The sequence below is a fragment of the Desulfosporosinus sp. OT genome (genome assembly GCF_000224515.1).
Classification (GTDB): domain Bacteria; phylum Bacillota; class Desulfitobacteriia; order Desulfitobacteriales; family Desulfitobacteriaceae; genus Desulfosporosinus.
Window position 1 is genome coordinate 103,898 of sequence record NZ_AGAF01000053.1, and the last position, 13,394, is coordinate 117,291.

14 protein-coding genes, 1 pseudogene and 1 riboswitch are annotated in these 13,394 nt (G+C 42.6%); of the genes and pseudogenes, 6 read left to right on the plus strand and 9 right to left on the minus strand.

Annotated features, from left to right (window positions below):
- Positions 1 to 33 precede the first annotated feature (33 nt).
- Entirely contained in the window at positions 34 to 792 is a 759-nt protein-coding gene (locus DOT_RS04745; RefSeq protein ID WP_009614939.1) for a sulfite exporter TauE/SafE family protein, read from the minus strand.
- A 251-nt stretch (positions 793 to 1,043) separates the two neighbouring features.
- Positions 1,044 to 2,120 carry a radical SAM protein gene (locus tag DOT_RS04750; protein WP_009614941.1) on the minus strand — a complete coding sequence of 359 codons (1,077 nt, stop codon included), beginning with the start codon at positions 2,118 to 2,120 and terminating at the stop codon, positions 1,044 to 1,046.
- Positions 2,121 to 2,367: 247 nt separating this feature from the next.
- Between DOT_RS04750 and DOT_RS04755 the strand changes: the two genes are divergently transcribed.
- Positions 2,368 to 2,607, plus strand: coding sequence for a hypothetical protein (locus DOT_RS04755; protein ID WP_009614943.1), 240 nt, complete (start codon positions 2,368 to 2,370; stop codon positions 2,605 to 2,607).
- Positions 2,608 to 2,689: 82 nt separating this feature from the next.
- On the opposite strand, the gene DOT_RS04760 is transcribed toward DOT_RS04755, so the two are convergent.
- From DOT_RS04760 to DOT_RS04775, 5 genes and pseudogenes are all read right to left on the minus strand, one after another.
- Entirely contained in the window at positions 2,690 to 3,835 is a 1,146-nt protein-coding gene (locus DOT_RS04760) for an aminotransferase class V-fold PLP-dependent enzyme (protein WP_009614945.1), read from the minus strand.
- Positions 3,836 to 3,909: 74 nt separating this feature from the next.
- Positions 3,910 to 4,245 carry a hypothetical protein gene (locus DOT_RS04765; RefSeq protein ID WP_009614947.1) on the minus strand — a complete coding sequence of 112 codons (336 nt, stop codon included), beginning with the start codon at positions 4,243 to 4,245 and terminating at the stop codon, positions 3,910 to 3,912.
- A gap of 168 nt (positions 4,246 to 4,413) precedes the next feature.
- Positions 4,414 to 4,626 (minus strand): annotated as a pseudogene (locus tag DOT_RS28370) ((2Fe-2S)-binding protein); the annotation flags it as partial.
- 49 nt (positions 4,627 to 4,675) lie between these two features.
- Positions 4,676 to 5,626: a permease gene (locus DOT_RS04770; protein ID WP_009614951.1), complete on the minus strand. Its 951-nt coding sequence runs from the start codon at positions 5,624 to 5,626 to the stop codon at positions 4,676 to 4,678.
- Between the two features lie 36 nt (positions 5,627 to 5,662).
- Positions 5,663 to 5,953: a metalloregulator ArsR/SmtB family transcription factor gene (locus DOT_RS04775; RefSeq protein WP_009614953.1), complete on the minus strand. Its 291-nt coding sequence runs from the start codon at positions 5,951 to 5,953 to the stop codon at positions 5,663 to 5,665.
- Between the two features lie 315 nt (positions 5,954 to 6,268).
- Between DOT_RS04775 and crcB the strand changes: the two genes are divergently transcribed.
- The 4 genes from crcB (at position 6,269) to metA (ending at position 9,684) form a co-directional block, all read left to right on the plus strand.
- Positions 6,269 to 6,643 (plus strand): fluoride efflux transporter CrcB, encoded by a 375-nt coding sequence (gene crcB / locus DOT_RS04780; RefSeq protein ID WP_040411240.1) that lies wholly within the window; start codon positions 6,269 to 6,271, stop codon positions 6,641 to 6,643.
- Between the two features lie 25 nt (positions 6,644 to 6,668).
- A complete protein-coding gene (locus DOT_RS04785) occupies positions 6,669 to 7,004 on the plus strand; it encodes a DUF190 domain-containing protein (protein WP_009614961.1) in 336 nt (111 codons plus the stop codon).
- An 82-nt stretch (positions 7,005 to 7,086) separates the two neighbouring features.
- Positions 7,087 to 7,191, plus strand: a riboswitch (SAM riboswitch).
- 85 nt (positions 7,192 to 7,276) lie between these two features.
- Positions 7,277 to 8,569, plus strand: coding sequence for a homocysteine synthase (locus tag DOT_RS04790; protein WP_009614962.1), 1,293 nt, complete (start codon positions 7,277 to 7,279; stop codon positions 8,567 to 8,569).
- 191 nt (positions 8,570 to 8,760) lie between these two features.
- Positions 8,761 to 9,684 (plus strand): homoserine O-succinyltransferase, encoded by a 924-nt coding sequence (gene metA / locus DOT_RS04795; protein WP_009614963.1) that lies wholly within the window; start codon positions 8,761 to 8,763, stop codon positions 9,682 to 9,684.
- Positions 9,685 to 9,930: 246 nt separating this feature from the next.
- On the opposite strand, the gene cooS is transcribed toward metA, so the two are convergent.
- Positions 9,931 to 11,862 (minus strand): anaerobic carbon-monoxide dehydrogenase catalytic subunit, encoded by a 1,932-nt coding sequence (gene cooS, locus DOT_RS04800; protein WP_009614964.1) that lies wholly within the window; start codon positions 11,860 to 11,862, stop codon positions 9,931 to 9,933.
- Between the two features lie 254 nt (positions 11,863 to 12,116).
- Between cooS and DOT_RS04805 the strand changes: the two genes are divergently transcribed.
- Positions 12,117 to 12,494: a YggT family protein gene (locus DOT_RS04805; RefSeq protein WP_009614965.1), complete on the plus strand. Its 378-nt coding sequence runs from the start codon at positions 12,117 to 12,119 to the stop codon at positions 12,492 to 12,494.
- A 92-nt stretch (positions 12,495 to 12,586) separates the two neighbouring features.
- On the opposite strand, the gene DOT_RS04810 is transcribed toward DOT_RS04805, so the two are convergent.
- Complete coding sequence (locus tag DOT_RS04810; RefSeq protein WP_009614966.1) at positions 12,587 to 13,141, minus strand: cache domain-containing protein; 555 nt, start codon at positions 13,139 to 13,141, stop codon at positions 12,587 to 12,589.
- Between the last annotated feature and the right edge of the window lie 253 nt (positions 13,142 to 13,394).

Genomic DNA, 13,394 nt, shown 5'->3' on the forward strand with positions numbered 1-13,394 from the left:
GCAGAATAAACACAACTATTGCCCCAAGATATGCTAGATTAAACCTAAAATCATTTTAAATGCAACGATATACAGAACAATCCCGATTACCACTTTAAGTTGACTGCTTTTCATTTTTGCATTCATTAAGCTTGCTCCCAAAAGAGCTCCAAGGATCGAGGCGATAACTGAAAATCCTAACAACGTCCAATTTAAATGACCATTGGCTACTTTTAACTTCGCGAAAAAACCCACAAGAGAAGGGACTGCCACTACAAGAGACGTGGTCCCGGAAGCTTTTTTAGGCTCCATACCAGAACCCACTAAAGTTGGCAATATGAAATTACCTCCTCCGATTCCCAGTAGTCCGCTTAAAAATCCGGCGAAAGCTCCAACAATACTTCCTAATGTAATGTCTCTACGTATATTCGGGATACGATCTTTTTGCTTGGTTTTGTAAAAGATCATCATGCTGGCAGCGAAAATCAAAAACGCAGTGAAAAACCACAATAGGCTATTTTTGGAAATAAATTGAGTTGCATAGGCTCCAAAGGGAGTTAATAATGCTGCAACAATGGTGATTGGGACCGCAATCTTAAAGTCAATAAGTTTATGTTTAGCATTCGTTGCAGCCGCAAAGGTCATGCTTATGCCGTTAAGCAATAATGCAATAGCCGTAGCTTCAGGCAAAGCCACTCCCAACCATATATAGACCGGAATAATAATAAATGCCGCACCAATACCCACCATAGCTAATAGCGTTGTCAAAACAAACACGATTATTGCCGCAACTATTGTCATTGTTAAGGTCATCCCAATCCTCCCTTCTATAAATTATAAGTTATGAGAACATTCGCACCCCCTTATTTTATTATATAATTATCATATACTAATATAATACTACTGTTTTATTATTATTGCACTACTATTTTCTGCTTATTCTAGCTTGCCAACACCTTGCTCTTTCTTATATTTAAGAACAAGATGTCATTAACGCAACAAGGGTATCTGTACCTTTCAGTACAAATACCCCTGTAGACTGCTATGTTAAAACGGCTTTTGTATTATGGGCAAACTGTCATTCCCCGTCCCCAAAGACAATCTCCGCAAGATGGAGCATTACCCAAGCAATCCATGTCTGCACGAAGAACCATATCGCACCCATCGATCCACTGGCAATCAGGACACGACGCGTATTCTCCGTGCAGAACATTGTAACGGTACCTCATGAATTCAGGCGATGTCCAGATTTCAAGTAACGATTGCTCACTGAGTGTGCCAAAGCTGTGGGCGTCAATCAGCTTGTGTCTTCCAAACACATACTCAGGATAGGAATGCAAAAACCGATAACAGGACGAAACTTGACCATCCCAGCGTACAACCGCACTTTGAGTATCCACGAACTTGCAATACCGATCTGTTTTTAACTCGCTTTTTGGCAAAACCACTTCTAACCCTTTTGCTAATCCCATCATGAAAGCGGCTTGGAAAATTTTCTCTGTCTCAGCAACCATAATGGGGTGGTAAAGGGTTTCAACCACCGACTCTTCTCTCATCGGCAAAATATGGGAGACATAGATCTGATCGACTCCCAGTTGAGCTGCCTTACGCACGGTTTCAACCAGATATGGGAGAGTACTCTTCATCGCCACGAATTCCCATATGACCTCTGGTCTCCCATTAACCCTCCGCTGCGTTATCTGACGCGTGCTCTCCAAGAGACCCTTAATATTTTGATGCCGGATAGCAGCAAACGTCTGTACATCTGTTGAATCAACGGACAGAGCGATCCGAGCTACACCACGGGAGATTAAGAATTCAATCAGTCCCTCGTCCAATGTAGTCCCGTTCGTAGTCACAGTAACATCATACCTCCCAGCGAATAGTTCCACCGCTTGACGAAAATTATTAGCAATCGTCGGTTCACCAATACCTCCCAGAATAACTTCCTTAAGGTCGGGAAAAACAGCTACCTCACCAGCAATTGAACTTAGAATCGCTGTAGACATATCGCCCAAAAGTTCATTCCAATTCTGGCGGTAACACATTTCACAAGACAAGTTACAACGATTGGTCAACTCTAAATATAGACGTTCAATCGAAGGCACAGGTTTAAATACTATATCAACTATATCTCTCATTTCTTGTGCATCCCCTCTCCACTTTAAATGTCGTAGTTATATTTCTTTAGTTATAGGTTAGTCAAGTATATTTTCGATATTTGATGTCACTTTAATTATAAGACTATTCTCATTCAAAGCTACTTAGAAATTTTCATGAACAATACTCTTGCTTTATCATGTTTCTATAATATAATAATATTATTAATTATTCAGAATATTGTTGTATTTATAGACAAAACAATTGAAAGGAGGAGTATCGATAAACATGAAGACATGTGGTAACTGTGGTTTAGGTATAAATGACAATAACGACCTCATAAGCTGTTTCAAGTACAAAACTCTGAGTAATTCACAAGAGGATAAAACTAGGTGTGCATATTACATTGAAAAAGTCGTAGAGGAGGACGGCGAACCCCTTCCTCCTGTGCAACACTTGTTTTTGGTAGAAGAACAATTTAAAGAGCGAAGAATGAAGATTAGTATAAATCATGGACTACGGATGTAGTTAAAGGGGACATCTGTACTTTCAGTACAGGTGTCCCTTTTGCTATCTCATAGAACCTGCGTCCTCGACAGGTGACAACCAGTTAGCCCATCTCCTCTACGACCCTTCTTACCGCCTGCAAAGCCGTTTCAATCTCTTCCTCGCTCGTGAAATGCGAAGGGCTAAACCGAACGACTCCCTGTTCTAAAGTTCCTAGCATCCTGTGGGCATGGGGAGCACAGTGTAATCCTGCCCGGGCAATTACTCCTGCCTTCTGTTCTAAAATAAAACCGACTTCTATTGAATCCCTGTCACCTATGTTAAATGCCACAATGGGCGAACGACGTTCCACCATTTCACTTCCATAAAGCTTAACCCCGGGGATTTCTCTGAGCCCCTCCCATAATTTTCGGCAAAGTGCCTGTTCTCTAACCCGTATTTTATCCACACCTTCACTAAGGATGTACCGCACTCCTGCCCCCAGCCCGGCAATACCTGCGCCGTTCAAAGTGCCGCTTTCCAGGGCATCCGGCAGAAACTCTGGCTGTCGATCCTCTTCAGAGAGACTCCCCGTACCACCGTAAATCAAAGGCTTTAACCATATCTCTGGCTTGACGATGAGTCCTCCCGTTCCCTGAGGACCTAAAAGTCCTTTATGGCCTGGAAAAGCAAGTAAATCCACGGAAAGGCGTCCTACATCGATAGGAAAAACACCTGCCGTCTGCGCGGCATCCAGCAAGTAGTAAGCCCCATGCTCTTGGGCAATTTGACCTATTTTTTCAACAGGCAACAACGTGCCCGTTACATTCGAGGCATGCAAGGATACAACTAACTTGGTGTTGGGCCGAAAAGCCTTGTTATACGCTTCACAATCGAACTCATCCCCAGGTACCCCAGGTATTTCGCTAACTTCAACTCCCTGCTGTCTCAAGACCAAAAACGGTCGTGCCACCGCATTATGCTCGAGAGAAGACGTAATGACATGATCCCCCGGCTGTAAAAGTCCGAATAACGCCTGATTCAAAGCATGCGTGGCATTCTGGGTAAAGACAACCCTGGTCGGATTATTCGTGCCGAATAGGTTACACAAGTCTTCTCTCGTCTGATGGATGAGTCTGGCCATCTGCATCGCTGCACCATGCCCACCCCGGCCGGCGTTCCCGCCCTTGTGCACAAGAGCCTCTTCAATGGCAGCTGCAACTTGTAGTGGTTTAGGCCACGTTGTTGCCGCATTATCCAAATAAATCATGAAGCTACCCCTTTCATCCGTTCGACTGGAGTCCCTTTAGACGTCCCAGTCAAACCTCACAGGCTGTTCAATGATCAGATCATTATCTTTTTAACTTCGTCATACACCTTGGTTATGCTAATACCGCCATAGAAACGAACAACTCCCTTTATGGCTACCAATGGTAAAGCATACCCACTTTTGAACATCGTGTGGGCTGTGTCATGACCACTCAAGTCATCGTCTAATACATCAAGGAATTGCACCTGCACCTCTGAACCCAAATCACTTTGAGCCAGAAAACTTTCTAATTCTTCGTACATTTCCCCCATGGTTTTTTCAGAACCCGAACCACAAGTACCGCCGCAACTGCACATCCCCATACCTGCTGGTGCCTCATCCCGGATGCCAAACACCTGAATCTCGATCATAACCGTTCCTCCTCCTTAAGTCCTTAACCGCTCCTAGGTCACCCAACATCGCTAAGTAAATATTTGTTAAATCATAATATTATTATATATTAATTACAATACTTTTTTTCGAAAAAAGTAAGCCCCCACCTGGTTTAACAACCGGCGGAAGCCTTTCTTTTTACCCTTCTACTCTTTTTCCACTTGGCGCATAGTCAAGCCTCTGGCGATCACCGATCGCACCATAGACGAACATCAGACGCCCGCCGGATTCTTCATCGAACATTCATGTCCTGTATTGGCTCCCGTATGTTTCTGAATATCTTCAAGAGTTGAACAACACTTCGACCCCGCGACATGCTGGAGGATTTCTTCTTCTGTGACATTGAGGCAATAGCAAATAACCTGCATTAAAATACAACCACCTTTTTCGTTAGACTATGGGATCAATCTAAACAAATATCCAATTGAACAAATACCCTACGAAAATAATTGCCACTGTCATAATCCCAATGAAAATGCCGAGTAGTTTGGGTTTCAAAACTTTGCGCAGAATAATCATTTCCGGCAGACTTAAAGCGGTCACGGCCATCATGAAGGCGAGAACCGTACCTAAAGCCATCCCTTTTTCCATCAACACATGAACAATGGGAATGATCCCAGCTGCGTTGGAATAGAGAGGCACGCCGATGAGTACTGCCAGAGGGACAGCAAATAGGTTATCCTTTCCAGCATATTTGACCAGGAAATCAGCGGGCGCATAGCCATGCATTACACCACCAATGGCTATCCCAATAATGACAAACAGCCAGACCTTTTTGAGAATGTCCACAACGTATTCCCAAGCATACTCTATCCTTTCTTTCCAGGTTAGAGCAGCTAATTCAGTTTCGCCCATTTTGATGTTGTAAACATACTCTTCCACCAGATGTTCTAGCTTAAGTTTTCCAATTACTAATCCACCAACAATGGCAACGCTAATCCCAGTGGCAATGTAGATCGCTGCAATCTGCCAACCAAACATTCCCCAGAGCATAATCAGAGCTACCTCGTTCACCATCGGCGAAGAGATGAGGAATGAAAATGTAACCCCCAAGGGCACCCCTGATTCCACAAAACCAATAAAGACTGGCACTGCGGAGCAGGAACAAAATGGGGTAACGATCCCAAGCAAGGCCGCCAGAATGTTACCGATAAATTCTCGTTTATGACTTAAAATCTTCTTAGTTCGTTCCGGTGGGAAAAAGCTGCGGATCAGAGAAACCAAAAAAATTATTATGGCCAGCATTAAAAAGATCTTAATAGTATCATAGATAAAAAAATTAACAGCGGCACCTAAGTGGCTGTTTGGTAGAAGCCTAAACAAAGTGTACGATACATAGTCAGCAAACGCTTGAAGCATAAATAAATTATCAATCCTTTCTCTCCCTTTTCTTTGTCAAAGTTCTTCTGTCCTGTCTTCAGGTACACAATAATAGACGAATTTGCCCACCCGGCGCCCTTCCACCAAGCCCGCATTTTCTAAAACCTTAAGCTGATGGGAGGCTGCGGATTGGTTCATTTGAAATAGATCCATCAGTTCGCAGACACATCGTTCTCCTTTTTCCAAGACTCGGAAAATTTTGAGGCGTGTTTCATCCCCTAAGGCCTTATAGCGCTTAGCTTCCTGGCGAATTCTGATTTCATCAATACCTAAAAGACGCCTAATCGTCGGCAACTCCTGGGGCACGTTACTCATCTCCTTTGTACAAAGTTACTCTTGCTCAGCAGCTCCAAATCATTCCTGTATATTATCATACTCTCATATTTATATATGTCAATATTTCATTATGACAAAATTATAATATTATTTTAAAATCCCGACGATAAATCCATAAGCTTCCTCCTCGGTCCAGTGATTGTCTCCCATGGTTGTTTTCATTTATTTTATAGATTATGATAGACACATAAATACAATTGATTGCTTTTACTCATTCCATCTTTGGATTTTGATTTTGATTTTTCTTAATCCTACAAAATTTTAAGAATAACGAGGTTGAAATTAATGCAAAACATGCTTGTGATTGCTCTAGGAGGTGCACTCGGAGCCCTTTCTCGCTATAGCCTTGGGATATGGATTTCTAATAAATGGAATCAGGGATTCCCTTTACATACTTTTCTTATTAATGTTAGCGGAGCTTTTCTCTTGGGGTTCTTAAATGTATTATTTATTGAACGCTTAACCATCAGCCCTCTTTGGCGTTTAGGAATCGGCATTGGTTTCTTAGGTGCTTTCACAACGTTCTCCACATTTAGTAATGAGGTGATTTCTTTACTTGAAGGCGGGAGTTTTTTCACGGCAGGATTATATACCTTACTGAGCGTGGTCGTTGGATTTACTGGTGCGGCCTTAGGTGTAGGTTTGGCTCGAATACTATAACTGAATTTTGAAGGGGGGCACAAGTATGATTCGAAAGGCCAAATTACTTAAAGTATACGTTGGTGAAAAAGAACGATTTAAAAACAAACCTTTATACCAATATCTAGTCCATTGGCTGAAAGAACAGGGGATCATCGGGGTCACTGTCTTCAGAGGAATTGAAGGATACGGACAGGATAAAGTATTGCACAGTGCACGCCTGTTAGAACTATCCTCAGACTTGCCCATCATTTTGGAGATTGTTGATACTGAAGAAAAAATTGATTCCATCGTTGTTGAAGTATCTGAAATGGTCCCTAAAGGATTGGTGTACACGGTTTCCGTCGAAGTACATAAAGAAATTCAAATATTTCCCATATAAATTATACTCGTTGAATATTGACACTGATGCTAATTTGTTTTATAGTAGCTGTAACCTACACATACAATTAAATATTGAATTTCTCTTATCAAGAGTGGCGGAGGGACTGGCCCAATGATGCCCGGCAACCGATAGCGTAAGCTATGAGGTGCTAAATCCTACAGAACATAGTTCTGAAAGATGAGAGTAGCGCGTTAAATAATATAACGGCCGCTTCTCTTGAAGTGGTCGTTTTTTATTTACAAAATAGCTATTTAAAGGAGGAAATTATAATGACCGAAGAACGTCAACTAGGTTTCGAAACCCTTTCCTTGCATGGAGGGCAAAGCCCTGATTCCGCAACTAATTCACGTGCCGTTCCAATCTATCAAACATCCTCCTTTGTATTTAACGACACTGACCATGCGGCCAATTTATTTGCTCTAAAAGAATCGGGCAACATTTACACCCGAATCATGAATCCCACTCAGGATGTATTCGAACAACGCATCACGCTCCTTGAAGGGGGAGTCGGAGCACTCGCTACTGCCTCAGGACAAGCAGCCATTACCTATGCTATTTTAAACATAGCTCAAGCTGGGGATGAAATTGTCGCCTCGAGTTCCCTTTACGGTGGTACCTACACATTGTTTGCCTATACGTTTGCTAAACTTGGAATCAAGGTCCACTTTGTTGATGTCGACAAGCCGGAAGAATTCCGCTCAAAAATTACAGACAAGACAAAAGCATTATACACAGAAACCATAGGAAATCCCCAAATTAATGTTGCCGATTTAGAGGCTATTGCCCATATTGCTCACGAAAACGGGCTCCCCCTGATCGTTGACAATACATTTGCCTCGCCGTACTTGTGTCGACCTATTGAGCACGGAGCAGACATCGTCGTTCATTCTGCTACCAAATTTATTGGCGGCCACGGGACTTCTATTGGTGGTGTCATTATCGACTCTGGGAATTTCGACTGGAATAACGGCAAGTTTCTAGGGCTCAGCCAACCTGATCCTAGCTACCATGGCGTCATATATACAGACGCCTGCGGTAAGGCTGCCTATATCACCAAGGCTAGGGTATCTCTTCTACGCGACACTGGGGCAGCAGTTTCTCCCTTCAACTCCTTCTTGTTTTTGCAAGGATTGGAGACTCTTCCACTGCGCATGGAACGCCATATCGAAAACGCCCAAAAGGTTGCGGAATTTCTCAACCAGCACGAGTTGGTCACTTGGGTAAACTACCCGGGGCTGGAGAAAAGCCCTTATCATGAACTTGCTAAAAAATACTTACCCAAAGGAGCTGGATCGATCTTTACATTCGGCGTCAAAGGCGGCCTTAACGAAGGAAAGAAGTTCATAAACAGCCTCAAACTATTTTCGCATTTGGCTAACGTCGGGGATGCCAAATCCCTGGTCATTCATCCGTCAAGCACAACCCACCAACAACTCGACGAGAAATCACAACGCGTTGCCGGCATATCACCCGATATGATCCGCCTTTCTATTGGAATAGAAACAATTGGTGATCTGCTTTATGATTTGGATCAAGCACTTCAGGCAAGTCAGAGAGCATAAGCGACTTAGAAACTTAAGTTCATAAAGGATATCACCAGATCAGCACGAGTGTCCTCACACTCATGGAGTAGTTATAAGTTTAAAAAATTTTAGACAGAAATTATGGTCGACTATCGATGTACAATATTTTGACCTTAAATTTTCTCAACTTCGTACATCGAGCCTCGTACTTGGAAAAAGGGGTTAAATATATGCCAATTAAGATACCCGAACATTTACCAGCTATGGATATATTAAGTCGAGAAAACATCTTTGTGATGGGCGAAGAACGCGCCTTTCACCAAGATATTCGCCCTTTAAAGATTGTTATACTCAATCTAATGCCCCGCAAAGAAACAACAGAAACACAGCTTTTAAGACTGCTCGGAAATTCTCCCTTGCAAGTCGACATTGTCCTTTTGCATATTGAAAGTCATTCTTCTAAAAATACCGCTCAAGAACACCTGGATGCTTTTTATAAGAGTTTCACTGACATTAAAGGACAAAAGTTTGATGGCATGATCATTACTGGTGCACCGATAGAACATCTCGAATTTGAAGAAGTCACCTACTGGAAAGAAATCCAAGAAATTATGAACTGGACAAAAACCCACGTAACCTCTACTTTTCACATTTGCTGGGGGGCGCAAGCCGGGCTGTATCACCATTATGGCATTCCTAAATACCCACTTGAAGCGAAAATGTTTGGTATCTTCAAACACGATGTTAATAAGCGCGGTATAAACGGCATGCAGCTCCTACGTGGTTTTGACGACGAATTTTATGTGCCCCACTCGCGTCATACAGAAATCAAGCGTAGTGACCTTGAAAAATACCCAGAGTTAGAGATTCTATCAGAGTCTGATGAAGCAGGCATTTATATTGTGGTATCTAAAGACGGCCGTCAAGTCTTTGTAACTGGACATTCGGAATATGATACGTTAACCCTAAAAGAAGAATATGACCGAGACATCGCCAAAGGAGTTTCCATTGCTCTCCCTAAAGGGTATTTTCCTGACGATGATCCTACTCAAATACCGGTCCACAAATGGCGTTCCCATACTAACTTACTCTTTCAAAATTGGCTGAATTATTATGTCTATCAGGAGACTCCCTATGATTTAGGTGCACGCTAACTTAATCGATTCAAATCAATCTACTAGAAAGCTACCGATATAAATACTGTCGGTAGCTTTCTAGTATTTGCATTATCCTTTCAAGAACATCAGTGGTGCCGCACAGTGGCATGGAGGTCTGACTATTACTTAAAAAGGCTGCCGATACAATAAAATATCGACAGCCTTTTTACCATCATTAATGTAATGCTAACCTATCCATCTATTGGACTCAACAATTAATCACTTGCTGAATTCCATAGAAATTTATCTTGCTGCTTGATTAACACTCAAGCCTAACCCTTTTCTCTTAGCAAGGATATGAGCTTCGATGTTGTTGGCCACTTCGACGGGATCATCTCCCAGGGCAACCTTCCCTCCAGTTAAGCCTTCCACATCTTGCGTTAATAATTTGACAAGTTGAGGTGCCCCGGTCACAAAGGGGGTTGGTGATAAATGAGTGTAAGCCCCATATGCTACAGCAAATACTCCATCAATCGTCGCCTTTTGCTCCATCCATTCGGGTGCGGTCACTGCGATCGGTAATTGAGGAATGTCGACATCCAAATGGTCCGCCAACGCAGTGACGAGCATGGAGATTCTCCCTGTATCTGTACAAGTGCCAAAACTTAAAACGGGAGGTATTTTTAAGGCACCGCAAATTTCTCCTAGGCCATTGCCAGCCATTTTGACGGCATCCATGTTACACAGGCCCGCCACTTCTAAGGCATGGTTTCCGCATCCAGCGGCCACTACCAGAATATCCTTCTTGATAAGTTCCTTAGCGAGATTCACAGTGTTCCAATCCTGAGGACCATTTCTTATAGTCGAGCAGCTTACTAACGCTACCACACCTTTTATCTTTCCGGCAGTGATGACGTCAACAAGTGGATCTAGTTTGTTGCCTAGGGCCCCTAGGACGGCTTCGGTGGAGAATCCCGCAATAGCTTTTTGCGTTATTTTCGGAACTTTAGGCGTAACCTTACCATGACGTTTCTTGAAGTTTTCGATACTCAAGTTAATGAGCTGATCAGCCATCGCATTTGTTTCAGCAGGTTGATAGGGAATCTTATGCTGGAGACCGGGGACACCGATAATTGTACTCACACTCACCAAGGTTATTTGATATTTTTCAGCATACATATCGATGGCTGGTGGCGAACAGTTTTCATCCATGGCTAAAACATCCACTGTCCCAGTTGCCAGCAGGGGCTCGATGGTGAGCCAGTTCCCCATTAAGCCAACAAAGACCTCGTCCATGCCAAATCTTTGAATTAATTCTTGTCCCGTTTCTATCGAACCGACCACTCTTAATCCTTTAGCACCAGCCGCTTTTGACCGTTCCTGAACTTCGGCCATTTTGGCCTTCTGAATAGTTGCTACAGCAGGCCAGGGCTGGTGACCGTTAAATACAATATTAACATAATCAGGATCCATAATTCCCAAATCAACATTGACCTCGTGAGGCGTGGGTGTACCAAACAAGATGTCTTGAGTCATCTCCAGCCCGATTTGGGCATTATAGATTGTAGAAAGCCCCAAGCGCAAAGCTTTGAGTGCTAAAGAAACATAATCTCCGTCAACATTAGTTAAGCAGCTCGCGACACAATTTTGTTCTTCATGAACGGCACCGGCCGGATAGATATTGAGATCTTGCCAAACTTTTTTTCGTTTCTTCGGAGCAAAGGCTTCGACCATCAGATTCGGTTCATCAGACCCAATATTCATTTGCGCATTGAGGAGATCAGCTAATTGTATGGCCATCTGGTTAGTATCCTGATTCGTATCGAGTCCAAGCTTTTCACACATCCATTTGAGTTTATTGACATCAGTGATCTTAAACGGAGTTTTCCCTTCACCTGTTGCTCGTAAGGTTCTGAACGCCTCATAGGCATGATGACTGTATGTACCAGCTCCCATAATATTTTGCAGAAGAAGCTTTCTCATTGCCATAGCATCGGCACCTATTCCACAGACCCCTTTATCCTGCCCACCTTTCTCACTAATTCGGCAAGGTCCTTGGGCACACTGTTGGCAGGTTAGTCCTTGCAGGCAAAATTTACAGCGGATTTTTTCCTGCTCAGTCCATCGATCAAATGAGTTAGACATACCATCTTCCCGAATTCGAACTAACATTTCTTCTACAGAATCATGATAGCTTACCCGTCCTTCTGTCTTTTCGAGTATTGTTTCCGTCATTAGCCTATCCTCCCTTTATTGTCACTCTAAAAAGTTTGCACATCAGAGCGCATAAATATGTACATGCTATAACAAAAACCAGTTCACTTCTTTAAATTCTCAACAGATCCGATGGATGCGATTCGATTGCCCATATCCCACTTAGGTGCTCTCTTTTCGATAGTTGCCTTGGACGATCCACATCATGTATGTAATAGTTGATTATAAAATATGGCAAGCTAATAACACAGCAAATTGAATTAGGAGGGACAGCAATGGATGAGCAGAAAACAGTGGCGCAACCTGTGCACGAAGGTAACGTTATCCAAACTGACCAAGGGTTTCTGAAAGCCAGAAGAATAGTCTATTATATTCTGGGCGTTTTAGAAGTTTTGTTTACCTTCCGTCTTATTTTTAAACTTTTAGGGGCCAATCCTAAAAGCCCCTTCGTATCGCTCATATATTCAGTCTCCCAAGCGTTCTTATCCCCTTTTTCCGGTATTTTTAGATCGACTGTATCTAAAGGGATTGAAGCCCAGTCGGTCTTAGAACCAACGACCATTATTGCGATGATTGTTTATGCCGTCGTAGCTTGGGGAATTGTTAAGTTAATTGAAATTAGCAAGCCCCCGCAAAATACAAGAATTCGCTAGATAAAAAAACCGCCCGTAACAGTAAATATCACAGTTACGGGCTTCTCGTATTTCTCCAATAATTCGATACATGGATAATCATTTAAAATTTTCTATTGTTGGGGCACTGATACCGTCATAACTGCTACAGTCTTACTGCTACTGTCCTTGAAAGGAACATAAACCTTCAAATACCCGCTGCTTAAGGTACTAGTAGTCTTTCCACTTTTCATAACTTCGCCTACTGTAGGCGGGGTAGCATATCCTTTCAGAACTCTAGTACCAGTGTCTTGTTGTATAACGCTTGAGGAGATTCTCTCTTCACCGATGAATATGGAAACTCCCATGGTTTCCGGGAACAACGCAGCGACATCATCCACTATCTTATAATTACCATTTTCCGTATAGGCACCCTTGCTTAACGTGGTTCCGGAAACTTTCCAGTCGGCGGGATATTTCTTATTAAGCAAGTCATTTATTTTGCCTTCTACATCGGTCTGGCTCACCTTGTTTCCGGAATTGGCCGGAGTTTCAGTGGGATGGTCTGATGGCGTTACTTCTGTGCCTGTCTGGGGTGTTACTGGAGTTGTAGGTTTTTTTGCGCAACCAGCAAGAGTGAAGATAAGTGCCATGATTGTCACTACAATAAAAACTTGCTTCTTTAACATGTTTCCTCCTTATGTCCAAGAATCTAATACGTTACATGCATATTATACTATGTTCACTGATGATTATGATTAACACACTTATGGTTATATTCCCTTCATATCTAATATGCCGAAAAAAGCTAGGTTTAGTCCCAACCATTCTGTGATAAACTCATCATACAATATTTAAGACAAACCGAAACGAAAAACGCCCGCAAAAGGACGTTCTTCGTATTTCTGTGGGATTATGTAAAGCTATCAGATCCAACGTATA

Excerpts from the sequence above, each read along its gene's own strand:
- DOT_RS04745 (WP_009614939.1), bottom strand. The coding sequence starts at position 792 with ATGACCTTAACAATGACAATAGTTGCGGCAATAATCGTGTTTGTTTTG.
- DOT_RS04750 (WP_009614941.1), bottom strand. The coding sequence starts at position 2,120 with ATGAGAGATATAGTTGATATAGTATTTAAACCTGTGCCTTCGATTGAA.
- DOT_RS04755 (WP_009614943.1), top strand. The coding sequence starts at position 2,368 with ATGAAGACATGTGGTAACTGTGGTTTAGGTATAAATGACAATAACGAC.
- DOT_RS04760 (WP_009614945.1), bottom strand. The coding sequence starts at position 3,835 with ATGATTTATTTGGATAATGCGGCAACAACGTGGCCTAAACCACTACAA.
- DOT_RS04765 (WP_009614947.1), bottom strand. The coding sequence starts at position 4,245 with ATGATCGAGATTCAGGTGTTTGGCATCCGGGATGAGGCACCAGCAGGT.
- DOT_RS04770 (WP_009614951.1), bottom strand. The coding sequence starts at position 5,626 with ATGCTTCAAGCGTTTGCTGACTATGTATCGTACACTTTGTTTAGGCTT.
- crcB (WP_040411240.1), top strand. The coding sequence starts at position 6,269 with ATGCAAAACATGCTTGTGATTGCTCTAGGAGGTGCACTCGGAGCCCTT.
- DOT_RS04785 (WP_009614961.1), top strand. The coding sequence starts at position 6,669 with ATGATTCGAAAGGCCAAATTACTTAAAGTATACGTTGGTGAAAAAGAA.
- DOT_RS04790 (WP_009614962.1), top strand. The coding sequence starts at position 7,277 with ATGACCGAAGAACGTCAACTAGGTTTCGAAACCCTTTCCTTGCATGGA.
- metA (WP_009614963.1), top strand. The coding sequence starts at position 8,761 with ATGCCAATTAAGATACCCGAACATTTACCAGCTATGGATATATTAAGT.
- cooS (WP_009614964.1), bottom strand. The coding sequence starts at position 11,862 with ATGACGGAAACAATACTCGAAAAGACAGAAGGACGGGTAAGCTATCAT.
- DOT_RS04805 (WP_009614965.1), top strand. The coding sequence starts at position 12,117 with ATGGATGAGCAGAAAACAGTGGCGCAACCTGTGCACGAAGGTAACGTT.
- DOT_RS04810 (WP_009614966.1), bottom strand. The coding sequence starts at position 13,141 with ATGTTAAAGAAGCAAGTTTTTATTGTAGTGACAATCATGGCACTTATC.